The following is a 23852-nucleotide window of genomic DNA, read 5'->3' on the forward strand; positions in this document are numbered from 1 at the left end:
TATTCACCAATTTCGCTAGTTTATAGGTGATTAGGACACGCCGTTTTACAAATCTTTAAAAGAAAAACCGGTTTTTTTCTAAATATTTGTATTGAATCCTCCGGAAAAACAAGGTACGATATTAATTAATAAAATTGATTTATTTATTATTATACCACAGGATGCGCACATCGGAAAACCATTTACCGATCATCGCCTCCACATATTTTCCGGTCTTCCGATCGGATCCAAACCATTTTAGCAAACATGAAAGGGGTTTCGAAATGAGACCAAACATGAAAAGGCTTACATCTTTAAGCTTGGCGGTGGCGCTGTCGGGTTCGCTGCTTGCGGGCTGCGCGGGCGGCTCCGATCCGAAAAACGCGGGAGGTCAGGCGAGTCCCCAGCCATCGGGAGAGGTGTACGATAACGGGCTTCCTAAGAATGAGAAAGTGACGCTTAAAGTAGGATTTTTTATGGGAGGCTACGGCCGGGAATGGTTTGATTTCGCCGTGAAATCCTTCAAGGAGAAGTACCCGAACGTTTCCTTCGATGTCACCGCATCGGCAGACATGAAGAATATGATCCAGACGAAGGTTTCCGCCAATAACGATGCCGATATGTTTGATATTTTCAATACCACGCCCCCCGCCGGAGCGCAGGGAATCGTGTCTCTCGCCGAAGCCGGGAAGCTGGAGCCCTGGGATGAGCTCTTCGACAAGAAGCTGCCGGACGCGCCGGACAAAACTGTCAAGGAGCTCATTCTGCCGGGCATGTACGATTCGTTCACGCGGGTGAACGGGAAAGTGTACGAGTTTGCGACTTCGAGTTCTTTCGGCGGGCTGTTTTACAACAAAACTTTATTCGAGAAAAACGGCTGGAACCAGAATCCGAAAACATGGTCGGAGTTTACCAAGCTTCTGGCTGACATTAAGGCGGCGGGAATCGCCCCGATTACGTTCCCGGGCGTTCACCCGAACTATTACGACTGGGCCTTCGGACCGGCGAAAATGTTCGAGCTGGCCGATATGAAAGGCGGCGCGGACAAATTTATCGAGAACTTCAAAACCTACACAGGCCCCCAATACTTGAGCGAAGAGAGCATCGAGCATTGGAACCGGCTCTACGAGCTCGGCAAGCAGGGGTATTTCCCGGAAGGGCTTCCCGCGCTTACGCATACCCAGTCCCAAATGCAGGTGATTCAAGGTCAGGCCGCGATGGTGTCGACCGGCAGCCACGTGGAGAATGAAATGAAGAAAACGACTCCCGCCGACTTCAAATGGGGCTACATGGCCGTGCCGTTCCGGGACAAAGCGGACCAGAAGCTCTGGGTGCGAAGCGGGATCACCAATTTCCTCTATCTGTGGGGAGGCAAGCCCGACCTGAACAAGAAATGGTCCAAGGAATTTGCCCTCTGGCTGCTTACGCTGGAAAACCAGCAGTTTGCGGCGGAGAAATCCGGCGCCCTGCCGATGCGCAAAGACTTGACGGACGATTCGTCGAAGGTGCTGAAGCTTTCAAGCTCGGCGCAGGCGATTCTGAACTATATCAAGGAAAACGACGCGCGTGCCTATAAAGCGCACAGAACGGTCAGCATTTCGGACCCGAACCTTGCCAAAGCGGTCAAGATTGTCGAAGAAGCCACCGTCAAAATCGTGCTGGGCAAGCAGGATCCGAAACCGATCCTGGAAGAAGCGGAAGCTTTGCTTCAGAAAGCGGTCGCCGCACAGAAGAAATAAAAGCGGGCAAGCGGGGAGGGAATCCTCTTCGCTTTCATTTTCATAAGAGGAGTTGACTTCCCTTGTCGGACCCAATAGCCGTGAAAGCGCCAAGAAGTTTGACCAGCCGGATGGGGCTGGATAAAGCGAAGACGCAGAAGTGGATCTTTCTGATCCTTGCCATCGTGCCGCCGTTCGGTGGTTATCTGCTTTTTACGTTGTTCCCCAACGTTCTGTCCGTGTATTATGCACTGCTGGACTGGGATGGGCTGAAGGAACCTGAGTTCGTCGGCCTGAAAAATTTCGTAACGGCCCTGCAGGATGAATACGTCTGGCGCGCGCTGCGCCACAATCTGATTTTCATGCTGACGGTGCCTGCCCTGGTGGTCCTGATCTCTTTGGTCCTTGCTTATCTGGTCACCTATAAGACTTACAGGGAAAATAAGCTGCTGAAAATTTTATTTTTCTTCCCGAATGTGCTGTCCATTGTTGTCGTCGCTCTGCTGTGGGCGTTCATTTATGACGGAACGTACGGGCTCCTTAACGGGGCACTCGGACTGCTCGGAATCGATTTGAAAAATTTTTACTGGCTGGGCAGCGAGAATACGGCCTTGTGGGCCCTGATCCCTCCATGGGTCTGGGGCGGCGTCGGCCTTTATGTCATTATTTTCGTCAATGCGATGACCGCGATTCCGAAGTCTTTGTACGAGTCGGCTATTCTGGAAGGCGCCGGTCACATGACCCGACTGTTTAAAATTACGCTGCCGCTCATTATGCCGGTGGTCCGGGTGAGCGTGCTTTTCCTGGTCGTCAGTACGCTGAAAACGTTCGAGCTTATTCTCATCATGACCAACGGCGGGCCTTCGGGTTCGACGGATGTGATCGGCTTGTATATGTTCAATCTCGCTTTCGGCAAAGAGTACATCAACTATGGGTACGCCTCTTCGGTAGGCATGATTCTCTTTGTGATCCTGGTGACGGCCAAGCTGCTGATGGACAAATTTTTGCCGAACCGGGGCGTTGAATATTAGTCACTACCTACGGACAGGGAGCGGATTGCAGTGAAAGAAAAACGGACGTTTACGGATGTGATTTGGCGTCTTTGCTTGTACGCCTGGGCGTTGACGATTATTTTCCCGTTGTGCTGGGTGTTTTACGAATCGCTCAAAAGCAATCCCGAATTTTTTCAAGACATCTGGAGTCTTCCTTCCAAGCTGGAATGGTCGAATTACAAGACGGCCTGGACGGAGTACGGCTTCGGCAAATCTTTGCTGAATACGCTCTATTATGTGGGCGGAAGCTTAGTAGTCAGCCTTATTTTTACGACGCTTAACGCGTATGCGCTGACCCGGCTGGAATTTAAGGGCCGTCAGGTGATCTGGGGACTGATCATGCTGTCTTTGTTCCTGCCCGGCATCAACGCGCTCGTACCGCAATATGTCATCATGCGGGAGCTGCATCTGACGAACAGCCTTACAGGGCTTATCTTGTTATCCGCCTTAGGGGAGAGCGTCTTCTACCTGATGCTGCTGGGCGGATTTATGAAATCGCTGCCCAAAGATCTGGAAGAAAGCGCGAATATGGACGGCGCTTCGATTTTTCAAATCTTCCTGCGCATTATCGTGCCGCTGTCCACGCCGGGGATCGTGACGGTCGCGATCTTCAAGTTTCTCGGGTACTACAATAACTTCATGGGGCCGTTCATTTACTTGAGCGATCCGGAAAAATATACGATCGCCGTACAGATGTACCAGGCGAACAAGATGATGGAATATACGGCCGACTGGGTGACCCTGTTCGCCGGTGTGACGATTGCGATGGTGCCTTCCGTGATTGTGTTTATTCTCTTCCAGAGACTCATTATGCAGGGAGCTACGCTCGGGGCGGTCAAAGGATAGCTACGGGGATGAAGGCGGAGGCCTATCCGCTAAATAGATGTGGATATAGAAAGTACGCTTACGTGCGGAACTCATGGAAAAAGAGTGATCCGATACGCGTGGAATTGGGGGAGTACCAGATGAAAGTCGCTGTAATAGGCTGCGGGACAATGGGACGTACTCATGCGGCCGAGTGGAAAAGAATGCCTGGTATCCGGCTTGCCGGCGTTTGCGACGCGCAGGAAGGGGCGGCGCGCAGTCTGGCCGGCAGTCTGGAGACGGAGGCTTACGAAGATTTCGAGCGGATGATCGGAGAGGCGGATCCGGATATCGTGGATATTTGCCTGCCTACCCATCTGCATAAAGAGTTTATTTTCAGAGCGGCCCGTTCCGGCAGGCATGTGATCTGCGAGAAGCCGATCGCCCTGTCGGCGGACGAGGCGGAGGAAGCGGCCGCCGAATGCAGGAAGCAGGGCGTGCGCTTATTCATCGGCCACGTCGTCCGTTTCTTTCCGAGCTATGCGGATATCCGGCGCAAAGCCGCAGATGGGAGCATCGGGACCCCGGCGGTTCTTCACGCGAAGCGCATGGGGGCTAATCCCGGCTTGGCGAAGCCCTGGTATGCGAACAGCGACAGAAGCGGGGGCGTGATCCTCGATTTGATGATTCACGATATCGACTTCGCGCAGAGCCTTTTCGGCGGAGCCGTATCGGTGTATGCGATGAACCGGAGGGAAGGAAATACCGATTACGCGCTGGCGACATTGCGTTTCGGCAGAGGGGAGATCGCCCACCTGGAAGCGTATTGGGGCTTCCCCGGTCCGTTCACGACGGGTGTGGAATTGGCGGGCACCGGCGGCGTAATCCGCTTTAACAGCGAGGATGCCGTGTCGCTCCGCGTGTTTAAAGCGAAGGAAGCGGAGGCGGGTTCAGGCGTGGCGGCGGCTGTTCCGGTACCGAAAAGCCCGTCGACGTACAATCCGTATTACCTGGAGCTGGCCCATTTCGCCGATTGCGTGAGGAGCGGACGGGAGCCCGAGGTGACGGACGAAGACGCATGCAGCGCTCTGCGAACCAGCCTGGCCGTGATCGAATCCGCACGTATGGGGCGGCCGGTCAAGCTGCGGGATATAAACGCACGGGAGGGGGGGAATCGGCATGTCTACCGTTAACATCGGGATGATCAGCTTTGCGCACGGGCATGCGGCGGGTATGTACCGCCTGCTCCAAAACATGCCGGGCGTGCAAGTGACAGCCATAGCGGATGAGAACGAAGCGAGGGTCCGGGAGTATCTGGAGGAAGCCCCGGGTATCCGCTATTACGCCGACTACCGGGAGCTGCTGGCGGACGACTGCGATGCCGTGGTCATCTGCTCGGAGAACATCCGCCATGCGGAAATGACCGTTGCGGCCGCCCGCGCGGGCAAGCACGTGCTATGCGAGAAGCCGCTGGGCCTGAATGTGGACGAAATGGAGCGGATGGTCCTGGCATGCGAAGAAAGCGGCGTCCGCTTGATGACGGCCTTTCCGTGCCGGTTTCTCCCTGCGGTCATTCAGGCCAAAACGGCTCTGGACCGCGGCGAAATCGGCGAGATCGTGGCCGTCAAAGGAACCAACCGCGGCACGATGCCGGGCGGCTGGTTCGTCGATCCGGCACTCTCCGGCGGCGGAGCGCTGCTGGACCACTCCGTTCATGTGCTGGACCTTCTGCACTGGATGCTGGGCAGTCACGTGACGGAGGTTTATGCGGAAACGGCTACGCTGTTTCACGATATTCCGGTGGAAGACACGGGATTCCTGCACGTGAAGTTCGAGAGCGGCGCCTTCGCGTCGGTGGACACCAGTTGGTCCCGTACCCGTTCGTTCCCTTACTGGGGGGACGTCACCCTGGAAATCGTCGGGACCGAAGGCATGCTTTCCGTCGATGCTTTCGGCCAGAAGAACGAAGTGTACAGCGACGAGGCGGACAAAGCCCGGTGGAGCTACTGGGGCGAGAACATGAACCGTTCTCTCATCGAGGCTTTTATCGGCTCCGTCCGGGAGGGCAAGGAAGTTCCGGTTACCGGATGGGACGGTCTCCGTTCCGCCGCCGTAGCCGCAGCGGCTTACGAATCCGTCCGACGGGGCGAGCCGGTCGCATTAAACGAACACGGCAGATATTCCGTGGAATAGGGGGCTTGCGGCATGTCGGCTTACAAACTGGTCGCGCTCGACCTGGACGGCACCACGCTGACCGATGACAAGCGTATATCCGAGGTGAACCGGATTTGGATCCGGCGCGCGACGGAGGCTGGCGTCACCGTTATTTTCTCGACGGGACGGGGCATCCAGACCGCCAAATCGTATTGGGACGAGCTCCGGCTGGATGTGCCCATGGTGCTGCTCAACGGGGCCGAGATCTGGAAAGGACCGGGCCGGTTGTGGGAGCGCCACTATTTGTCCCGGAAGCAAATCTGCGAGCTGCATAAGCTGGCGGCCGGGGCGGATGCCTGGTACTGGGGGTACAGTGTGGAAAGCTTGACGAACCGGGAAGAGTGGACGGAAAAGATGTTCGACCGGGACTGGATGAAATTCGGCATGGGCCATCACGATCTGCCCACCATTGCGGAGCTTCGCGAGCAGGTGCGGCAGATGGGAATGCTTGAAGTGACCCGCTCTGCCGATACGAACATGGAAATCTCCGCCCTCGGAGTGACGAAAGAATCCGGCGTCCGCAAAGTATGCGGGCTGCTGGGGATCGGCATGCATGAAGTCATGGCCATCGGCGATCATCATAACGACCGGATGCTCATCCGGGCTGCCGGCCTGGGGATCGCCATGGGCAACGCCGACGCGGAGCTGAAAGAGGCGGCAGATGCCGTCACCGGCACGAATGGCGAGGACGGCGTGGCTCAGGCTATTCGGCAGTATATTTTCGGGCTGGATGCGGTGCCGGAGGAATAGGTTTGAGGATGAAGCTGGTTATCCGGATGGGTAACCGGCTTTTTTCAGGCGTTTAAAACGATATACGAAATTATTTAATAAGATCTGGTAAGAATCATTCATTTTATTAACGGATAAAGGTAAGAAAATTTTAATTATTTCTTTTATAGGTCTAAAGAATCATAATATAGGCACAAAATGAAGGTAAATTGTGGAAGGGGGTCGAATGATTAGGAGACTATACTCGGAGAGGAGCATCATCGAATGAAAACAAGTACAGGGTTACGCAAAAAAATGGCGGTTACGCTGCTCGCATGCACCGTGATGGCGCCCGCCCAGCTATCCTGGGCCGCTTCGGCGTCCGCGGCAAGCGATATCTCGGGGCACTGGGCCGAGCAGCAGACAAAGCAGTGGGTAGACAAAGGATACATACAGGGCTACGCAGACGGCACGTTAAAGCCGGACAAGGCGGTAACCCGCGCGGAGTTCGTTTCGCTGGTTAACCGATCGTTCAAGCTGGAGGCGCAGGGCACGGCTTCCTTCAAAGACATCGCGGCATCCGATTGGATGTACGGAGAAGTCGCCAAAGCGGTCCAGGCCAAATATATCGAAGGATACCCGGACGGCAGCTTCCGTCCCAATGCTTCGATTTCCCGGCAGGAGGCGGCCGTAATCGTCGCCCGGCTGCTGAATAAGACAGCGGCTCAGAGCGAGACAGCCGCGGCTTTTCGCGATCAGTCCGCCATCGCGTCGTGGGGAAGCTCGGCCATTGCGGCCGTAGTCAGCTCCGGGGTGATGAGCGGCTATGCGGACCATTCCTTCAAGCCCGAAGCGCCAATCACCCGTGCCGAAACGATTGTCACGCTGCAGCGGGCAGCCGGTGAAACGGCAGCTCCGACGGAGACCACGGGACCAGGCCCGGAAGAGGCGTCTCAGCTAACGGAGAGCACTATTGCCATCACAGGCCCGGATTCCGTGAAAATAACGGACGAGCCGGTCCAAGGCGTTTCTTTTGAAGCGGCTGTTAAAAACAAGAACGGCGAGGCCGTCCAAGATGCCAAGGTCGTCTGGAGCCTGGAATTTGCAAACGATCACCAGAGATGGAAGGACGAGAAGGACCCTCCATACGGCATTACAATCGACCCGGCTACGGGCAAGCTCAATGTGGGCTGGTATTCCTGGATTGAGGATTTCAAGGTCGTCGCCAAACTGGCATCCGACCAATCCGTCGCAGCTTCCAAAACCGTTCACGCCAGTCAGGGAAACATTAAAAGCGTTCTGGCTTCTAACGGTACGGTTCAATTCGTTTTCTTCGAAGAGCCGAAGGTGCAGGACGACGGCTACGGCGGGAAATTCAGAGCGGACATTGATTTAATCTCCATCTCTCAGGAGAGTTTGCAAAAACCATCCAAGTACAAAGATCTTGAAATTACCAAAAAAGACTATGACCCGGCGACCAAAACAGCCACCTTCCATTTCGATCCGATAGCCGCAGCGGCCGAGAAGCAGGACGTATATCTCACCATCGGCTATATCGAAAGCACGTTTATTTCGGGAGCTCATTTCGTAATACCGGCAAAATAGAGAAGCTGCTCTTCTAGAAATTGAGCAAGTGGCGCATTAAGAAAAAGAGCTGTACCGAAATTCATCGCAGATGATTTTGGTACGGCTTTTTATGTAATTGAATCAATAAATCAAAAATGATCAAGATTTTTTAAAAATGGGGATATCTTTGGAATTCCTTCGATTAGGCTACGCAACATCAGGCTCTTGCCTAATAAATTTCCGTTTCGATCATATTTGTATTTTATAAATTCGTTGGAAGGGAGATGGGTGTAGTCCAACTCCGGGAACCGGCTCACTCTTCAAAGTGATAAGCCTGTCTCATCCGCCGACATGAACTACAGTTACGATGAGCGTAACAGATTGTCTGAAGTGAAGGTTGGGGAAGGGACGGGCGTGGGAAGATTCCTGAATGAAGATACTTATCAAGGACAACTGAATTCACCTTATCTTTAAATTTATATACCTAGGTTCTTAATAATCCACTTCGTTACATTGATCCAAGCGGTCATATGAACATGCAGACCAACTATGGATTTGTATCCACATCACGTTATAACGGTTCGAACGCCTATAGTCCAGGTGGTGGGGGAGCTGCTCCAAGAGTTTCTTCAAGTGGAAAGCCTTCGTGGAACATTTCGTATACACCTAAATGTAACTGTTTTGCGGCAGGAACTAAGGTTCTTACAGAGGATGGGGAGTAGAATATCGAAGACATTGAAGTCGGAGATAGGGTTCTTTCGAAGAATGAAGAGACTGGTGAACAGGCTTACAAGGAAGTCACGCATCTGTATCGAAATGATAAGAAAATCATCTACGAACTTACCGTAGGCGACCAAGTTATTGAGACAACAGATAATCATCCTTTTTGGGTTGAGGGTAAAGGTTGGGTTCTCGCGGCAGACTTACAAGTGGGGGATAAGCTACAGCAGAGCAATGGAAACACCTTAACGATTGATAACATCAAGATTGTTAAGCATGATGAAATGGTTGAGGTCTACAACTTTACAGTTGCTGATTTTAATACCTATTTTGTAAGTGAGTTAGGGATTTGGGTTCATAATATTGGGCCATGCGATAAATTACCTAGCCAAGGAAAAGTATCTATGGTGGACGGAGCTCCACCTGTAGATGCAGGGAAGCAAGGTAAACATGTACCCGGACATCCAAATAATGTATCAACCAAGTCGCAGTGGTCAGTAGGACAGAATGGAGTTGGACTAACCCAACAAGCTTGGAAGAATGGTACAGTTGTCAAGCCTGACGGTAGCGTTAAAATTTGGGATAATGGTACATTAAGAATAAAGGTGCATATTGATGGTAAGGGAAATCTTCACGGTTATCCTGTTGATTAAGGAGGGAAAATATTTTGGCGGATATAATGAAAGTTATAGAAAATGTTTACAAAAATGGTGATTTATCTTTTCTTCTGTCATCCTATGTGGATAAGGACTATTATTTACAGAACTTCAAAGAACTTTTTGTAGGCAACTATATAGAGAATATGACGGATTTTAACTACTCAAAGTGTTTTAGTATTTGCATAAATTTATCCGACATTGACTCTCCTATTGGTAGCCAACAATTTGAGCAATTTATCGTTGAAAACGATAATGTTTACAGAGTTGACGTACAGATATCAGCAATTGCACCGTATGCGGTGGTTAAGTATCTAAGATATGAAAAAAAGGAGCATATGCTTGTTGCACAAAGTAGTAATGTTCCCTTTCTTCCGAATCAAAATATGTATGATGAAAAAATTAAAAGATTTCTCAACGGCAAAGGATATGCATTATTAGATGACGTTGAGTTAACTCAAGCTGTTCCGGGGGTAGTTTTAGAGTTACAGGAAGACACACCTAGTGTTTATAATTGTTTATTTGAAGATTCATCGTCTTATTATCCTTACAGCAATTAAATGATATATTGTTGTTATGCGCCCACCAAGAATATTGGTGGGTTGCTTTTTGTCTTCATTTAAAACTTTAAGGGTATATCCAGTGCCGAATGAATCGGGCGGCACGTCCCGAAAGTACTTAACCCCTATCATCCCCGTATCAAAATTCCGTCAAAATCGTGTGCGCACAGCAACATGCTTGAATTGTATACCCTATTTGAAATATTTAATGTTCTGCAATCTTTCCGTTCTATTCCTTGGCCCTTCTGTTTCATTTCTATCAAACGTCTTCCAATCTTTGAACCGCCCCCTCCCTTTTCTCGCCTATAGATATGTAGGACGCAGCACAGCAACGCAAACTTGGAAGCCGTGCAAACATCCCGTCCTGCTACAGAAAAGGAGGAAGAAATCATGAAAAAAGCTACACTTGCCGTATTAAGCGCCGCGATCGTATTGGGAGGGACTCTGACAGCAGCAGGGCCATATGCGTCCGCTCACCAAGCTAAAGCACAGCCGGCGGTAACAGCCGCAGCTCAAGAAACAAACGCGGCATCCGCGTTCCAATTGACTCCTGCCTTGAAGAAGCACTGGGGCGGAGTCGAGTTTACACTGGAGCATCTCAACGCTTCCGAAGACAGCACGGAGTTTATGATTTCGCGCAAATTACCGGCAAATCCAGCTGATCTGGACCCGGAAATCGACCGTCAAATCATGGACATGGACTACCTGGTGATAGATAGCAGCGGATGGATTTATGAGAGACAGAGCGGGAGCGGCGGGATGTTTTCATTCCCGGACGGCACTTTGGGCATGAGGCATGAGGAAGCGGTAGAAGCTTTGAAAGGACAGCCGCAGGAGCTGACGATTAAGCCTTATATCGGCGGGTATTATGATGATACAACGACGATGTTTGCGGACAAAGCGGATGTGAAAACACCACTGAAGGGAATGTATCCGCTCCAAGTGGATCAGGGGAAAATCGGCAGCATTTCTGTCACGGGCGTGGACTTCAGCGAGGACAAAACCGTTGTGCGAGTAGCGGCCGCAGGTGAAACGGCACCGATGCAAACGACAGGCATCTGGCTGATGGAGAACGGCAAAAGACTGGACGAGTCCGGCAAAAAGCTGAAAAGCGTTAAGGACGGCGTCTACGAGTATGAGCTGGAATTCCCTGCGGTCAGCAAGAATGCTTCGCTGGAGCTGCTGACCAAACGGATGACGCCGGTCACTTTCCTGGACAATCTGGAGATGACCGTCCAGCTTCCGCGCTAAGCGGCATTGGGGCGGCCCGATATGGTGTTGGCTACGGTCATGTGACGCCGAGCACCACGCCCTGGGGGCTTCGCACGGTGCGGAAAGAACCGTTGCCGGCATCTGAATTTCTTCGCTAACGAAATGAAAGTCGTTCCGCCTCGGGGCAGCCGCCCATTTGATTCAGGACGTGTATGGTTTACGCGGTTAAAACTCATACCTGGCGAAGGCCAGCCCCTAAAAGCAGCCCGTTGCGGCTGCTTTTTGTTATTTCTTTTGACCCGAGAAACGGGCTGCCAGAACTATATCCACAACAAAAAACAAAGCGGCCGCCGCCAGACTGGCAGGGAAAAGAATCAGCCCGAACACTCCGTGCATGATTCCCGAAACGATAAGCCGCAGCTTACTGTAAGGCAGGACGCAAAAGCCAATAAAATCGCTCAGCAGAGACGTAACGGTGCCGTATGCATAAATAACGGGAGCGGAGTAGAGAAGGTAGATAAACCCCACGGACATAAACCGGGAAAAAGCTCCCGGGTCGGCTCCCGCAGGGTGATAAAAGAAAGGTTCGTACCGTGTGTACCAAGCGAAAAAAAAGGCAAACAAGAATGAAGAAATGGTTGCGCTCAACAGCTTTCTCTTCACAATTCTCGTCAGGTGGAGTGTCATTTCCGGGTAGTCTCCCCTCTGCTTAAAAAAATCCATTCATCCTACGGTTTATCGTAGCGGATCGGGCGTTCCGGTGTAAGTTCTATCTTTTATAGGTCCTTAAACAAGCCACAACTGCGAAAGGAAAAATACGGGTTGACACTTCTTCATGTACCAGTGTACTATTTAATTAATACAGTAATACAAGAAACTGACCGAGGAGGAATACACTTTGAACGCATGGTGGAATTTATTCAAGAAAGAAATCGGCCTCCGGACAGCCGTGACCGGCTCCCAAAAGACCTGGGCAGCTTTTTCCGTCGGTATGATCGCTTTGATGACGTTTATGGCATACCGTTACCAGTCGGGGGTTGTCACTCCCTTGTGGCTGGGCATCATTTATCTGCATGTTTTTCTTCCGTCCGTTTACCTGCTGATCAGTTTCGGTAAAGAACGGGAGCGGGCACCGCTCTGGTTCCAGCTGCCGCAGCCGGGCTGGAAGCTGATCGGGGCCAAGTATGCGGCCGCGCTTACGGAGATGATCGGCGGTCTGCTCGTCTCGATTACGATGTTCCTGTGGATGTACCAGGTGGAGAAAACGACGCTGATCGAACGTGCGGGAGACGATCCGTTTTATTTATCGGGACACGTCCGTTATTTCACGGGACTGTTTCACGGCTCGGGGCTTAAAGAAGCTTTTATCTTTTTCTTCATCGCATTGTCCCTCGCCGCCTTGGCGGTTCTGGTGTACTTCACGGCTTTGGCTCTAAGCAACCGGGTCGGCCGGCTGCGCTGGATGGCGGCGATTATCCTGATCGGGGCGGCCATGCTCGTGGAATATACGTTTGAAATGAGCCCGGTGTATCAATTTTTGTTCAAGTGGGGGTACGCCTTTGATTGGGACGGCGATCCTTTTTATTCGGGGGAAATGATTTGGACACTGGCCAATCTGGCCGTCATCGTGTATATACCGGCCTGGCTTTTGGATCGCAAAGTGGAGGTGTAAGTTCATGCCTGAACAGTTTTCGGGCTCGCAGCCGATTTACCTGCAGCTGGTCCAGCGGGTATGCCGGCAAATTATCCGCAAGGAATTTCCGGCGGGAGGCAAGCTGCCCTCGGTCCGGGAACTTGCCGTACAGTTCGGGGTTAATCCCAATACGGTCCAGAGAGTGAATATGGAGCTGGAGAGAATGGGCGTAGTCGAAAGCCGGAGGGGACAGGGCATGTTTGTTACGGAAGACGAGTCGTTGTTAACGCGGCTCCGGGATGAGCTGAAAGAAGGAGAGTTAAAAAGATTCGCGGAGGAAATGCGTGATTTGGGCTACTCCAACGAGCAGATTATAAAGAATGTACAGAAATTTCTCAAACTGAATTAAGGGTCTTTCAGAGGAGAGGAAATGAAAATGGCAGAAACCGGGTACGGTACGGAGCCTATCGTCGCGTTCGATGGGGTAAGCAAGAGCTTTATCGGCAAAAGAGTGCTGAAGGACGTCAGCTTCCGCATACCGAGGGGTCAGATCATCGGCATCATCGGCACGAACGGAAGCGGGAAATCGACGGTGCTGAAGCTGATGGCAGGTCTGCTGCAGCCTTCCAAAGGAAGGGTGGAGCTTGAAGGACAGCGGGTATCGCGGATCAGTTCGCGGCGGATCGCGTTCCTGCCGGAGCAGGACGTGTTCTATCCGGCTCATACCGTGGAGCGTACGCTGCGTTTTTACACCGCGATGTACCAAGACTTTGACATTGCAAAGGCGCTGGAGCTGGCCGAATCTTTCGGGCTGGATTTGAAGGAAAAGGTCGGCCGGTTGTCCAAAGGCAACCGCGCGCGTCTGAAAATCGTGCTCGTGCTGGCGAGACAAGTTCCGCTGATCGTGATGGACGAACCGCTGTCCGGTCTGGACCCGCTGGTGAGGGAGTCGATCATCCGGACCGTGATTTCGTTCGTGGACATGGAGGAACAGACGCTCGTCCTGTCCACCCACGAAGTCGACGAGATCGAGCCTCTGCTGGACCGCGTTATTCTGATCCGGGACGGTGAGGTCGCCGGCGACGAATCGGTCGAACAGATTCAAAGCCAACACGGAATCGGACTTGTGAACTGGATGAAGCAGGCGGGCGGATAACGCCCGGCTGCTTTTTTTGTGCCCGGAAAAGTGGTTGACAAACCCATCTATAAACCAATATATTGGTTTTATGAAAACGAAACCAACCATTCAACGAATTAAGCGCCAATCGTTCCGCGACGAGATTTACGAGGCGCTGCGGCAAGCGATCGTTTCGCTGGAGCTCGAGCCGGGCGCCAAGCTCAGCGACCAGGAGCTGGCCGAGCAATTCGGCGTAAGCCGCACGCCTGTCCGGGAGGCGCTCAAGCGCCTGGAGGACGAGGGGCTCGTCGAAGCGGTTCCCGGCTCCGCGACACGCGTCACGCCGCTGAAGCCCGAGGAAGGCAGGCACGCCTTCACCGTTGTGGCGGCGCTCCATGCCTTGGCCGCCCGTCTGGCCGTGCCCTCGTTAGGCCCGGAAGAGTACGAAGCGCTGGAACAGTCCAACCGGGCGCTGGAGGAGGCTCTCGGCCGGAACGACGTTCCGGCGGCGATCGAGGCGGACAGCGCTTTCCACGCCGTGTTTCTCCGGGCGGCAGGCAACCCGGAAATCTTGTCCGCGCTGAAAGGCATCCTGCCTAAAGTGCAGCGGCTGGAGATTTCCCGGTTCGCTTCCGTTCACGGGCTTCAATCCGTCGAGCAGCACCGCAGAATTGCGGATGCGTGCCGGAAGCGCGATGCGGCAGACGCCGCCCGTCTGGTCGAAGAGAACTGGCTCACCCTGGGGGAACGACTGGCCGGGAGCAATCAAGCGGAGAAAGGCTGAACCTTCATGAAACCGATACTGCTGGGCATTTTATCCGCCTTTTTCTTTGCCATTACGTTCGTGCTCAACCGTAAAATGGAGCTGGGAGGAGGAAGCTGGCTCTGGAGCGGCTCTCTGCGCTACCTGTTCATGGTTCCGTTCCTGCTCCTGATCGTTGCGGGCCGCCGCAACCTGCGGCCTCTCTTCCGGGCGATGCGGCTGCACCCGTGGAGATGGCTCCTGTGGAGCACGATAGGCTTCGGGCTGTTCTACGCGCCCATGTGCTTCGCCGCGGCCTATTCCCCCGGCTGGCTCACCGCCGGGACGTGGCAGCTCACCATCGTCTCGGGCTCCCTGCTCGCCCCGCTCTTCTGGGAGACAATCGCGACTCCGGCCGGTCCCGCGAAAGTCCGAAGCCGGATACCGCTGCGCGGGCTCGCGATGTCGCTCGTCATTCTCGCCGGCATCTTCCTGCTCCAGCTTGAGCAGGCCGGCTCGCTGACGGCGAAGGATCTGCTGCTCGGCGTCCTGCCGATCGTGGCCGCCTCCTTCGCTTACCCGCTCGGCAACCGCAAGATGATGGAGCTGTGCGGCGGCGGATTGGACGTATTCCAGCGCGTGCTCGGCATGACGCTGGCCAGCCTGCCGTTCTGGCTGCTCCTGGCGGGCTGGGCGTACGCAAGCGCCGGGCTGCCGAGCACGGAGCAGACGTTCCAGTCGCTTATCGTCGCGCTGTCTTCCGGCGTCATCGCCACGATACTCTTCTTCCGGGCCACGGACATGGTGCGGGAAGACGTGTCCAAGCTGGCCGCCGTGGAAGCTACGCAGTCGGGCGAGGTGCTTTTTGCTCTGGCGGGCGAGGTGCTGCTGCTGTCCGCCGATCTTCCTTCGGCGTTATCCTGGCTCGGCATCGGGATCATTGTGGCCGGAATGGTGCTTCACAGCCATGTGTCCCACCGGCGGTCCGTACCGCGGTCCAAGCCAGAACTTTCTATGGAAAAGTAACCGCGAATTTCCGGTTATCCCCAGAAACCGTACTCCCCCAAGCAAAGAATTCTTTTGCCAAGGAGGCGGTTTTTTTCGGTTATATCATAGTTATCAACAGAGTTATCCCCATAATCTACACCTTTAAAACCTCATTTGTGCATAGATCACACTTCTCTTGTTAACATATCCACAAGCTGGTTTATCCACAAGATTAATCTTTTTTAATGGACCGGGAAAAGGACTTCCAAAAGAAAAAAACGAATGTATGTAAAGAGATTCAATCGCTTATTAAGTTAAATCTTGCAGGGAACCCGGCGGAGAAGAAAAAGGAGTGCGCGAGATGGAGGACCTTACTTTAAATCACGTGGATGCCAAGCATCCGGATCTATGGTTGCTGATCGAAAAACTGGACGAGGAGCTGCTCCAACGTTATCCGGCCGAAGACATTTTCGGTCTTGACCGGGACGATCCCCGTCTGGATCAATCTGTTTTTGTGGTCGCCTACGAGGGGGAGCGGCCAGTCGGATGCGGGGGCATCCGTCCGCTGGATGCGGAAAGCACGGAACTAAAGCGTTTTTTTGTGGACCAGAATTATCGCAAAAGGGGTGTCGCGGGCCGCATGCTCGCGTTTCTGGAGGAACGGGCAAGGGAGCGGAATTTCGCATCGGTCAAACTGGAGACAGGTCCGGAACAGCCGGAATCTCTTTCTTTCTATAAGAAGCACGGCTATGTGGAAATCGAAAAATATGGCGAATATATCGGCAGTGAAGCGAGTATCTGTTTTGAGAAGCCTTTAGCGGCCAAGGGGAGGGAATAACATGGCGGTAACGACTTTATATTTGACCCGGCACGGGCAGACCGAATGGAACGTGGCCAAGAAAATGCAGGGCCATCAGGATTCTCCGCTGACCTCTCTGGGCGAAACGCAAGCGGCCTGGCTGGGCGAAGCGCTGGCGGACGTGCCCCTGGACGGCATCTGCTCCAGTTCGAGCCCGCGGGCCGTCCGGACAGCCGAGATTATACGGGGCGCGCGTAAGCTGGACATTGCGGAGCGGGACAGCCTCAGAGAGATGAATCTCGGGGAGTGGGAAGGGCAGCGCTTGGCGGATATCGAGCAGCGTGAGCCTGAACGGCATCATGCTTTCTGGAAAGCGCCCCATCAGTTCCGTGCGGGTACGGGCGAATCTTATGAGGAAGTGAAGGAGAGAGCGGTCGGAGAGGTTTTGAGAATGGTCGAAGAGAACCCGGGCAAAAGCATGCTGATCGTGACTCACACGGTTGCGCTCAAACTGATTATGGCGCACTTCGAAAACCGCGATCTCCGCGATCTGTGGGAGCTCCCTTATATCCATCCGACTTGTCTGTGCAAGGTGGAGCTGACGGACGGCGTTCCGCGGATCGTTCTGCACGCCGATATCTCTCATTACAAAAATGAAATCGAAGGCGCGTTCTGAGCGGAAGTTATTGATTTTTTTCATAGAGTATGCAAAAATACCACAAAAGATCGCATTGGTTAATTATTCCGGTCTAGATCTGACGCAGAAATAAAAGCTGACCCGTTCTGGTACGTCCCGCCACTCTTATGAGGCGATAAATCTGATCTTGTGAGGAGGAAGATAGGCGTTAGTCTATCGAACCGCGATGAAATTTGTTTGCGTTGAGTGCAGCAAGGTGTTTGCCGAATTCCGCTATACCTGTACGTGTAACGGAATGCTCGATATTTCCCAGGACTTTAAAGGTCTGGACGCCGAGGAACTGAAACAGCTTTTCCAGAGCCGGCTTTCGGACAGGCTTTCCCCTTATGCGAGCGGGGTGTGGCGCTACAAAGAACTGATTTTTCCGGACGTGGAAGATTCGGCGATTGTGACCAAATACGAAGGAAACACGGGGCTGTACCGGAGCGATGCGGTTGCCTCTTATGCGGGGACGAGAAGCGTTTGGCTTAAGGCTCAGAGCGAGAATCCGAGCGGCTCTTTCAAGGACAACGGCATGACCGTTGCGGTTACGCACGGCCGTTCGCTGGGTTACGACCGGTTTACCTGCACCTCTACCGGCAACACGTCTTCCTCTCTTGCGATGTACGCCTCTCTGGCGGGACGCAAATCGTACGTATTCGTGCCAAACAAAAATATCTCCTTGAACAAAGTGCTGCAGACACTAGCTTACGGAGCTAATATTTTCTCCATCGAAGGAACTTACGACCATGGAATCAAGTTTCTGGAGGAGAACAGCGAGAAGCTTGGTTTATATATTTGCAACTCTATCAACCCGTTCCGGATCGAAGGCCAGAAAAGCATTGTGTACGAGCTGGCTCAAGTGATGAGCTGGAAGCTGCCGGATTGGATCTTCGTACCCGGAGGCGCTTTGAGCAACGTGTCCGCGCTCGGCAAAGGGCTTTCCGATCTATATGCGCTCGGTCTGATCGACAAGCTGCCGCGCGTGGCGCTCGTACAGGCGGAGGGAGCGAGTCCCTTCTACAAGATGGTCGCAGAGGGCAGAACGGAGCTCGAAGCGGAGCCGAATCCGTACACGAGAGCGTCGGCTCTCAACATCGGCGATCCGCCGAGCTGGCGCAAAGCGCAGCGCACCCTCCAGGAGACGAACGGCGTTGCCGTTTCCGTCACGGACGAGGAGATTCTGAATGCGAAGGCCGTAATCGACGCGTCCGGCATCGGCTGCGAGCCGGCTTCCGCGGCTACGGTGGCGGGTCTGCGCAAGCTCGTATCCCAGCAGATTGTGGACAAGGACGAGACCGTGGCCTGCATTCTGACGGGGAATATGCTGAAAGACACCGATGCGCTCCGCGAGTACCATCTGGAGGACAACAAACCGTTCTCCAACAAGATCATTCCGTCCAGCCTGACTTACGACGATATCTTTGCCGTGATTAAATAAATGACAGGTTCCGCCCCGTTTTTCCCGGAAGGGAGGACGGGGTTTTGCTTACGTCCGTACGCCGAAAAGCCGCCTTCTCCCGAAAGCGGCTTTTCGTTAACAGGATTCCTCCGGAAGAAGGAATCCTGTTTATTTTTTGCTCGTCATGATACCGTAGGCGACCCGCAGGATCAGCCCCAGGAAAAGTCCGGTACCGGCTATGATGTAAATGATCGTGAAAATTTTGCCCAGCTCGGTGTGGGGAACAAAATCCGGGTGTCCGACCGTGCTCAGCGTCGCCACGCAGAAGTACAGCGAATCCAGGACGGAGAGTCCCTCCACCTGCGTGTAGAATATCGTGCCCGACAGAAGAATCAGGAGAATCAGGACGAACAGCACCTGAAAATCCTTTTCTTTAAAAGCGTGCCAGAGGCCGCCGACGAGTCTTTTAAGTGTGAGTATAAACGATACCATGGTTCACTCCTGCTTCAGATGAGGGTACGGGGCTGTCGTTACAGGCAAAGTGTCCGGTGTTCGCGCTCTGGGTTCCGCGTTCCGAAAGCGGCGGCCGCCGTATACAGGTCCCGGATCGCCCTAAGGCGCCGGCTTAGACAAACCAGAAAACGGGACCGGCGGTCAGGCTTCCGGTTTGACGAGGGCTTTCTGGTTCTGCACCTCGTTGTTCAGCGCGAGCATCCGGGCGTCCAGCGAGGCAATCAGATCGGCGGTATCCTTAAGCTCCTGACGGATCTCGACCGGAACGCCTTCGTTGTATTTGTAGTAGATTTTGTGCTCCAGGCTTGCCCAGAAATCCATGGCTACCGTGCGGATTTGAATTTCCACGGGCACATGCTCGATCCGGTTGGTCAGAAAGACCGGAATTTCGATAATGAGATGAAGGCTCTGATAGCCGTTCGGCTTTGGATGCTTGATATAATCCTTAGTCTGGACGACGCGCACATCGTCATGGCTGCAGATCATATCGTGAATCCGGTAAATGTCGGTCGAGAACGAGCAGATAATGCGGATTCCGGCAATGTCCCGGATATAGGCGCGGGTGTTGTCCATCGTGATCTCGAGATTTTTACGTTTGAGCTTGGCGGCGATACTCTCGGCCGATTTGATTCTCGTTTTCATATGCTCGATGGGGTTGTAGTCGTGAATAAACTGGAACTCTTCGTTCAGGATTTGCAGCTTCGTGCCGACTTCATCCAGGGCAAATTTGTAGGTGAGCAGAAAATGCGCCCAGCTTTTCATATTTTTTATATCCAAAATCAAAATGAATCCTCCTAACCGGCCGGCCAGCCGGCCGGATTTTCGAAAGGTACGTTATAAATTTTACAGGCTGCGGACCGGGAACACAAATTCCTCCATATTCCGGTTTAAACGCAGCCGTTTCCGAATGCTTATCCTTGCCCTGAAAAGCGGAGACCTATCCCCGCTTCTTACGCCGGCCGGACGTCCGAAAAAAGGGCGCTCTTTCGAACGCCCTTACCGGACCGGAGGTCAGCTCTTGGTAATATGCCCGATCAACTCCGAGACATCCTCCTGTCCGGCGAGCGGGGAGAAGGCTTTTCTGAACAGCCGGTAAGTTCCGGGCTCATGCTGTTCCAGCCATCTCAAAGATTTTTTCGGTCCCTCATACCAGCGGCCTTTAAGCCTGAAGTAAATCTCCAGACTGTCCTTAAGCAGCCAGTGATACCTGAAATCGCCCTCGGCGTCACCTTTTCCTGCCCGTTTCAGCATTTTTTGAAGCCATGCCTTCTGAAAATCGGCCTCTTCCGGACCTGATTTTTCCGGCCCTTCCGCGAATATGGATTGAATCTTCTTCAGAAAAGGAGCGGCCAGTCCGCGGCTGTCGGTCACAATTACACCGTCATGAATATGCAGAAAACGGACCGGATCGTCCATGGACGATGTGGGATGAATCCAGGCATCGAGCAGCAGGCCGTCTATGCGGGAGGTGTCGTTTCTCTTGAAATTCCGATCCGAGAAGATCATCAGATCCAGATCGCTTTCGTCTGTATAATCCCCGTTCGCATAGGAGCCGTAGAGGATAACCGAATGGCCTTCATACTTGTCTGCCAAATCGTCGGCCGCTTTTTTGATTATCTCGTTCTTCATTGATATCCCCCGCTATCTATAATGTGGAGTGATTCCTGTACCTGTTAATGAAGCGGGGAGAGAATCAAATCGGTGTTATTCCGTGTACCATGGACAATCCTCCTTCGGCCAAATGAAAATGACGTTCAAACTTGAGGAAGTTTAAACGTCATTCAGGGTAAGTCCATTCGTTTTCGACTTTTCATATCGTTCTCCGCCAGCCTTTAGATAGCTATTTTAGGAAATGTTACAGAAATGCTTTGAGTTCCCGGCAAGCTTTATCGTATGCCTGCCACAGCTCTTTAAAGATGGTGCCCGATAGATGAACGGTTCCGTTCTTGGCCTGATTTTCGATTTTCTCGATCAGCTTCGAAAATTGATCGATCCCCAGGCTAAGACTTGTCGATTTAAGGTCATGGGCGATATATTGGACGGCGGTCAAATCACCAGCCCGCATTTTCTCTTCCAGCTGATTCAGCTTGGAAGGCGTCTGTTCCTGGTACATGCCGAGCAGCATGGCCAGTACGCCGGGTGAGCCGGGTTCATCCAGCCCGATGAGCTCCTGGATAACCTCCGGTATGAGCACATGCTCGTTCACGGGCTCGGGCGGACCGGCGGGAAGCCATCTGCGGATGACGGACTGGAGCTTCGAGAGCTGGATCGGCTTCGTCAAGAAGTCGTCCATCCCGGCTTCCAGGCAGCGTAAGCGGTCGCTTTGCATGGCGCTTGCCGTCAGCGCGACGATGGCGCTCCGCGGATGCCGGCGGGCATTCTCCCATTCGCGGATAAGCTGAGTCGCCTGAAGTCCGTCCATGACGGGCATCTGCGAATCCATCAGCACGAGCGAATAATCTTTGCGGGAGCGCGCTTCCAGAGCTTCCTCGCCATTGCTGGCCGTGTCGATATGCATGAAGCCCAGCTTCTGGAGCTGGAGGAGGGCGACCTGGCGGTTGATGGCGTTGTCTTCGACGAGGAGGAGAGGCTGACTCCGCTCTTCGTCCGTGAAGGCGGGGCCGATGCCGCTTCCGGTAGTCTGCAGCGCGGCCGCGGCCTCCTGACGGTACTCGGCTTCCGACGGAATCGCGAGCTGCAGCTCGAACCAGAAGGAGGAGCCTATGCCGACCTTGCTCGTCACGTCGATGCGGCCTTCCATCCACTCGACAAGCCGTTTGCAGATCGATAAACCGAGGCCGGTACTCTTCTGGGCGTCTTCCCGCTGGGTATGAGCCTGGTAAAACGGCTCGAACACCCGATTGACATGTTCTTCCGGGATGCCCACTCCCGTATCCGTCACTTCAAAGCGCAGAGTCTGGAAGGTGGCCGAGCTTTGCAGCAGGCGGATCCGGATATGAACCTCGCCGTCGTCGGTAAATTTGATGGCATTTCCCGCTAAATTAATCAGAATTTGTCGGATTCTTCCTGCATCTCCGGTCAAAAATTGGCCGACGGATTCGTCAACGGTCCCCCTCAGCTTATTTCTCTTGCGGGAAGCGTTCGGTTCCAGGAGTCTCAGGGCGTGATGAAGGAGTTTCCGGACCTCGAAGGTTTCCGGTTCCGGCTGCATGTGGCCGGCTTCGATTTTGGAAAGATCGAGAATATCGTTGATGATCGTCAGGAGAAGCGAAGCGGATTCTTCTATAATGGCGATGGACTGTTTCTGTTCTTCGGTCTGCAGCGTGTCGGCGAGGAGCTCGGCCATACCGAGAATGCCGTTCATAGGCGTGCGGATTTCATGGCTCATGGTGGCAAGAAACATGCTTTTCGCCTCGTTGGCTCTTTCGGCCTCCGCCTTGGACTGTACCAGTTCTACATTTGTTTTGGAAAGCTGCCTCTGCAGCGTGATCAGCTCGTTGTTCAGGGAACTGAACTGGGTAAGGACTTGCTCTTCGCGCTGTCTCGCCTGAATGATCTGCTGGGAAAGCTTCTCGATCGTTTGGCGGTAATGAGTGATTTCCAGGCGTTCGTCCTCTGTTTTCATATTGGGATCCACGTAGAATCCTCCTTCCTCGGTAAACGAGCGGTCTCAATTGGACCGGGCTAATTCGTTTCCGATACGGTGGTGTTTCCAGTGGTCCGCCAGCCGAATGGCCTCCTGCGCGTCGTTCGCGTAACCGTCGGCTCCGACTTTGCGCCAGAGGTCGCGGTCAATATTGAACGGCAGTCCGCCCACCAGAATGTGCACATACTGTCCTGCTTCACTGCTGCGGATTTCGGCAATTAGCTCTTCCACCAGATGCACGTGAAACGTCATCGTCGCCGAGATGGCGACTAACTGTGCTTTCTTCTCGACAAGGGTGCGGATCAAACTGCGCGTCGGGACATTGGCGCCCAGATAGTAGGTGTCCCATCCGTTCAGTTCAAAGAGATCGGCGACCATCCGTAATCCGATTTCATGCAGCTCCTGTCCCACGCAGGCCGCCACCATCGTGTTGCCGCTGCGCTCGGCTGCAAACAAGTGCGGATACAAGTGCGACATAATCATCTGGGTGGCAGCCGTGCACAAATGCTCCTGCGCGACGGTAATCTGATTGGTCTGCCACAGCCGGCCTATTTCACGTTGAGACGGTTGAAAAACATGGAGGTACAGGTCGGCTATCGCCATGCCTTCCTCCAGCTTCGTTAAAATGAGCTTTAACGCCTCGCGGCGGTCCGCCCGCAGGATAGCCTCGGTATATGCGATTGCCGTTTCCGAGAAAGGCCGTTCTTCGGATAAGAATGTCTCCGAATTCTGGGCGGATTGGATCTGATGAAGTCCGATTTCGAGGTACTCGCCGATCAATGCGCGATCCGCTTCCCCGAAATGAGCGTTAATCGCTTGTTCGATCATCTGGAAGTTCAGCGCCAAATCTTCCCTGGATACTTGGTAGCCGGAAAGCAGCTCCGTCATCCAGGATGTATAGTGATTGAACAAGTCGGGACTTTGCATATATACGCTCTCGGCAAGATATTTAATGCTGTATCCGGAGTCCTGAATCGTCAGCAAACGTCCGCGTTCGCCGAACCGTTCCGCCAGATCCGGCTGATGCTTATATTGAAGCTGAGTCACATACTCCGCTAAATTCTCCGCCATCTGAAAAAGGCGTCTGCCCGTTTCCTCATGATTCATGATTGGGTGACCTCCTTTGATAGGCATCGTTGATGCCACATTTTAGTAGACGGGAAACTCGGACGTTTCTACTATTATAC

General features: G+C 53.3%; 24 protein-coding genes. 18 read left to right on the top strand and 6 right to left on the bottom strand.

Annotation, left to right across the window (positions count from 1 at the left end):
* Positions 1 to 275: 275 nt before the first annotated feature.
* From ACI48J_RS02625 to ACI48J_RS02670, 10 genes are all read left to right on the top strand, one after another.
* Positions 276 to 1718, top strand: coding sequence for an extracellular solute-binding protein (locus ACI48J_RS02625; RefSeq protein WP_405081521.1), 1443 nt, complete (start codon positions 276 to 278; stop codon positions 1716 to 1718).
* 62 nt (positions 1719 to 1780) lie between these two features.
* Entirely contained in the window at positions 1781 to 2728 is a 948-nt protein-coding gene (locus ACI48J_RS02630) for a carbohydrate ABC transporter permease (protein ID WP_405081522.1), read from the top strand.
* A gap of 30 nt (positions 2729 to 2758) precedes the next feature.
* Positions 2759 to 3595, top strand: coding sequence for a carbohydrate ABC transporter permease (locus ACI48J_RS02635; protein WP_405081523.1), 837 nt, complete (start codon positions 2759 to 2761; stop codon positions 3593 to 3595).
* 119 nt (positions 3596 to 3714) lie between these two features.
* Positions 3715 to 4746 carry a Gfo/Idh/MocA family protein gene (locus ACI48J_RS02640; protein ID WP_405081525.1) on the top strand — a complete coding sequence of 344 codons (1032 nt, stop codon included), beginning with the start codon at positions 3715 to 3717 and terminating at the stop codon, positions 4744 to 4746.
* Positions 4733 to 5746, top strand: coding sequence for a Gfo/Idh/MocA family protein (locus ACI48J_RS02645; RefSeq protein ID WP_405081526.1), 1014 nt, complete (start codon positions 4733 to 4735; stop codon positions 5744 to 5746). Before ACI48J_RS02640 ends, ACI48J_RS02645 begins: the two co-directional genes overlap by 14 nt.
* A gap of 12 nt (positions 5747 to 5758) precedes the next feature.
* Positions 5759 to 6517, top strand: a complete 759-nt coding sequence (locus ACI48J_RS02650; protein ID WP_405081528.1) for a Cof-type HAD-IIB family hydrolase — start codon at positions 5759 to 5761, stop codon at positions 6515 to 6517.
* 243 nt (positions 6518 to 6760) lie between these two features.
* On the top strand, positions 6761 to 8080 hold the full coding sequence (locus tag ACI48J_RS02655; protein ID WP_405081529.1) for an S-layer homology domain-containing protein: 1320 nt from the start codon (positions 6761 to 6763) through the stop codon (positions 8078 to 8080).
* Positions 8081 to 8775: 695 nt separating this feature from the next.
* Positions 8776 to 9414 (top strand): polymorphic toxin-type HINT domain-containing protein, encoded by a 639-nt coding sequence (locus ACI48J_RS02660; protein ID WP_405083169.1) that lies wholly within the window; start codon positions 8776 to 8778, stop codon positions 9412 to 9414.
* A gap of 14 nt (positions 9415 to 9428) precedes the next feature.
* The gene (locus tag ACI48J_RS02665; protein ID WP_405081531.1) at positions 9429 to 9977 is read left to right on the top strand and encodes a hypothetical protein; all 549 of its coding nucleotides are present in this window, start codon (positions 9429 to 9431) and stop codon (positions 9975 to 9977) included.
* 390 nt (positions 9978 to 10367) lie between these two features.
* On the top strand, positions 10368 to 11228 hold the full coding sequence (locus ACI48J_RS02670; protein WP_405081532.1) for a hypothetical protein: 861 nt from the start codon (positions 10368 to 10370) through the stop codon (positions 11226 to 11228).
* Positions 11229 to 11474: 246 nt separating this feature from the next.
* Here the strand turns inward: ACI48J_RS02670 and ACI48J_RS02675 are convergent, their stop codons facing one another.
* Complete coding sequence (locus ACI48J_RS02675; RefSeq protein ID WP_405081534.1) at positions 11475 to 11876, bottom strand: hypothetical protein; 402 nt, start codon at positions 11874 to 11876, stop codon at positions 11475 to 11477.
* Positions 11877 to 12087: 211 nt separating this feature from the next.
* On the opposite strand from ACI48J_RS02675, the gene ACI48J_RS02680 reads away from it, so the two are divergent.
* The 8 genes from ACI48J_RS02680 (at position 12088) to thrC (ending at position 18584) form a co-directional block, all read left to right on the top strand.
* Positions 12088 to 12861: a hypothetical protein gene (locus ACI48J_RS02680; protein ID WP_405081535.1), complete on the top strand. Its 774-nt coding sequence runs from the start codon at positions 12088 to 12090 to the stop codon at positions 12859 to 12861.
* Between the two features lie 4 nt (positions 12862 to 12865).
* Positions 12866 to 13231: a GntR family transcriptional regulator gene (locus ACI48J_RS02685; RefSeq protein WP_405081536.1), complete on the top strand. Its 366-nt coding sequence runs from the start codon at positions 12866 to 12868 to the stop codon at positions 13229 to 13231.
* A gap of 27 nt (positions 13232 to 13258) precedes the next feature.
* Positions 13259 to 13978: an ABC transporter ATP-binding protein gene (locus ACI48J_RS02690; RefSeq protein ID WP_405081538.1), complete on the top strand. Its 720-nt coding sequence runs from the start codon at positions 13259 to 13261 to the stop codon at positions 13976 to 13978.
* A gap of 70 nt (positions 13979 to 14048) precedes the next feature.
* Complete coding sequence (locus tag ACI48J_RS02695) at positions 14049 to 14723, top strand: GntR family transcriptional regulator (RefSeq protein WP_326053133.1); 675 nt, start codon at positions 14049 to 14051, stop codon at positions 14721 to 14723.
* Between the two features lie 6 nt (positions 14724 to 14729).
* Positions 14730 to 15707, top strand: a complete 978-nt coding sequence (locus ACI48J_RS02700) for a multidrug resistance efflux transporter family protein (protein ID WP_405081539.1) — start codon at positions 14730 to 14732, stop codon at positions 15705 to 15707.
* A gap of 322 nt (positions 15708 to 16029) precedes the next feature.
* A complete protein-coding gene (locus ACI48J_RS02705) occupies positions 16030 to 16506 on the top strand; it encodes a GNAT family N-acetyltransferase (RefSeq protein ID WP_405081541.1) in 477 nt (158 codons plus the stop codon).
* Between the two features lies 1 nt (position 16507).
* Positions 16508 to 17143, top strand: coding sequence for a histidine phosphatase family protein (locus ACI48J_RS02710; RefSeq protein ID WP_326053129.1), 636 nt, complete (start codon positions 16508 to 16510; stop codon positions 17141 to 17143).
* 187 nt (positions 17144 to 17330) lie between these two features.
* Complete coding sequence (gene thrC / locus ACI48J_RS02715; protein ID WP_405081543.1) at positions 17331 to 18584, top strand: threonine synthase; 1254 nt, start codon at positions 17331 to 17333, stop codon at positions 18582 to 18584.
* A 129-nt stretch (positions 18585 to 18713) separates the two neighbouring features.
* Here thrC and ACI48J_RS02720 read toward each other — a convergent pair whose 3' ends face one another.
* The 5 genes from ACI48J_RS02720 to ACI48J_RS02740 all read right to left on the bottom strand — a co-directional run bounded on the left by ACI48J_RS02720 (position 18714) and on the right by ACI48J_RS02740 (position 23772).
* Positions 18714 to 19037 (bottom strand): potassium channel family protein, encoded by a 324-nt coding sequence (locus ACI48J_RS02720; RefSeq protein ID WP_326053125.1) that lies wholly within the window; start codon positions 19035 to 19037, stop codon positions 18714 to 18716.
* A 162-nt stretch (positions 19038 to 19199) separates the two neighbouring features.
* The gene (locus ACI48J_RS02725; protein WP_326053179.1) at positions 19200 to 19820 is read right to left on the bottom strand and encodes a GTP pyrophosphokinase family protein; all 621 of its coding nucleotides are present in this window, start codon (positions 19818 to 19820) and stop codon (positions 19200 to 19202) included.
* A 249-nt stretch (positions 19821 to 20069) separates the two neighbouring features.
* Positions 20070 to 20687, bottom strand: coding sequence for a nucleotidyltransferase domain-containing protein (locus ACI48J_RS02730; protein WP_405081545.1), 618 nt, complete (start codon positions 20685 to 20687; stop codon positions 20070 to 20072).
* A gap of 226 nt (positions 20688 to 20913) precedes the next feature.
* Complete coding sequence (locus tag ACI48J_RS02735; RefSeq protein WP_405081547.1) at positions 20914 to 22656, bottom strand: ATP-binding protein; 1743 nt, start codon at positions 22654 to 22656, stop codon at positions 20914 to 20916.
* 33 nt (positions 22657 to 22689) lie between these two features.
* Positions 22690 to 23772, bottom strand: a complete 1083-nt coding sequence (locus ACI48J_RS02740; protein WP_405081549.1) for a B12-binding domain-containing protein — start codon at positions 23770 to 23772, stop codon at positions 22690 to 22692.
* Positions 23773 to 23852: the final 80 nt, after the last annotated feature.

Origin of the sequence: Paenibacillus chitinolyticus (genome assembly GCF_045038035.1) — a bacterium.
Taxonomy (GTDB): domain Bacteria; phylum Bacillota; class Bacilli; order Paenibacillales; family NBRC-103111; genus Paenibacillus_F; species Paenibacillus_F chitinolyticus_A.

Excerpts from the sequence above, each read along its gene's own strand:
- ACI48J_RS02625 (WP_405081521.1), top strand. The coding sequence starts at position 276 with ATGAAAAGGCTTACATCTTTAAGCTTGGCGGTGGCGCTGTCGGGTTCG.
- ACI48J_RS02640 (WP_405081525.1), top strand. The coding sequence starts at position 3,715 with ATGAAAGTCGCTGTAATAGGCTGCGGGACAATGGGACGTACTCATGCG.
- ACI48J_RS02645 (WP_405081526.1), top strand. The coding sequence starts at position 4,733 with ATGTCTACCGTTAACATCGGGATGATCAGCTTTGCGCACGGGCATGCG.
- ACI48J_RS02650 (WP_405081528.1), top strand. The coding sequence starts at position 5,759 with ATGTCGGCTTACAAACTGGTCGCGCTCGACCTGGACGGCACCACGCTG.
- ACI48J_RS02655 (WP_405081529.1), top strand. The coding sequence starts at position 6,761 with ATGAAAACAAGTACAGGGTTACGCAAAAAAATGGCGGTTACGCTGCTC.
- ACI48J_RS02670 (WP_405081532.1), top strand. The coding sequence starts at position 10,368 with ATGAAAAAAGCTACACTTGCCGTATTAAGCGCCGCGATCGTATTGGGA.
- ACI48J_RS02675 (WP_405081534.1), bottom strand. The coding sequence starts at position 11,876 with ATGACACTCCACCTGACGAGAATTGTGAAGAGAAAGCTGTTGAGCGCA.
- ACI48J_RS02685 (WP_405081536.1), top strand. The coding sequence starts at position 12,866 with ATGCCTGAACAGTTTTCGGGCTCGCAGCCGATTTACCTGCAGCTGGTC.
- ACI48J_RS02690 (WP_405081538.1), top strand. The coding sequence starts at position 13,259 with ATGGCAGAAACCGGGTACGGTACGGAGCCTATCGTCGCGTTCGATGGG.
- ACI48J_RS02695 (WP_326053133.1), top strand. The coding sequence starts at position 14,049 with ATGAAAACGAAACCAACCATTCAACGAATTAAGCGCCAATCGTTCCGC.
- ACI48J_RS02700 (WP_405081539.1), top strand. The coding sequence starts at position 14,730 with ATGAAACCGATACTGCTGGGCATTTTATCCGCCTTTTTCTTTGCCATT.
- ACI48J_RS02705 (WP_405081541.1), top strand. The coding sequence starts at position 16,030 with ATGGAGGACCTTACTTTAAATCACGTGGATGCCAAGCATCCGGATCTA.
- ACI48J_RS02710 (WP_326053129.1), top strand. The coding sequence starts at position 16,508 with ATGGCGGTAACGACTTTATATTTGACCCGGCACGGGCAGACCGAATGG.
- thrC (WP_405081543.1), top strand. The coding sequence starts at position 17,331 with ATGAAATTTGTTTGCGTTGAGTGCAGCAAGGTGTTTGCCGAATTCCGC.
- ACI48J_RS02720 (WP_326053125.1), bottom strand. The coding sequence starts at position 19,037 with ATGGTATCGTTTATACTCACACTTAAAAGACTCGTCGGCGGCCTCTGG.
- ACI48J_RS02725 (WP_326053179.1), bottom strand. The coding sequence starts at position 19,820 with ATGAAAAGCTGGGCGCATTTTCTGCTCACCTACAAATTTGCCCTGGAT.
- ACI48J_RS02730 (WP_405081545.1), bottom strand. The coding sequence starts at position 20,687 with ATGAAGAACGAGATAATCAAAAAAGCGGCCGACGATTTGGCAGACAAG.
- ACI48J_RS02740 (WP_405081549.1), bottom strand. The coding sequence starts at position 23,772 with ATGAATCATGAGGAAACGGGCAGACGCCTTTTTCAGATGGCGGAGAAT.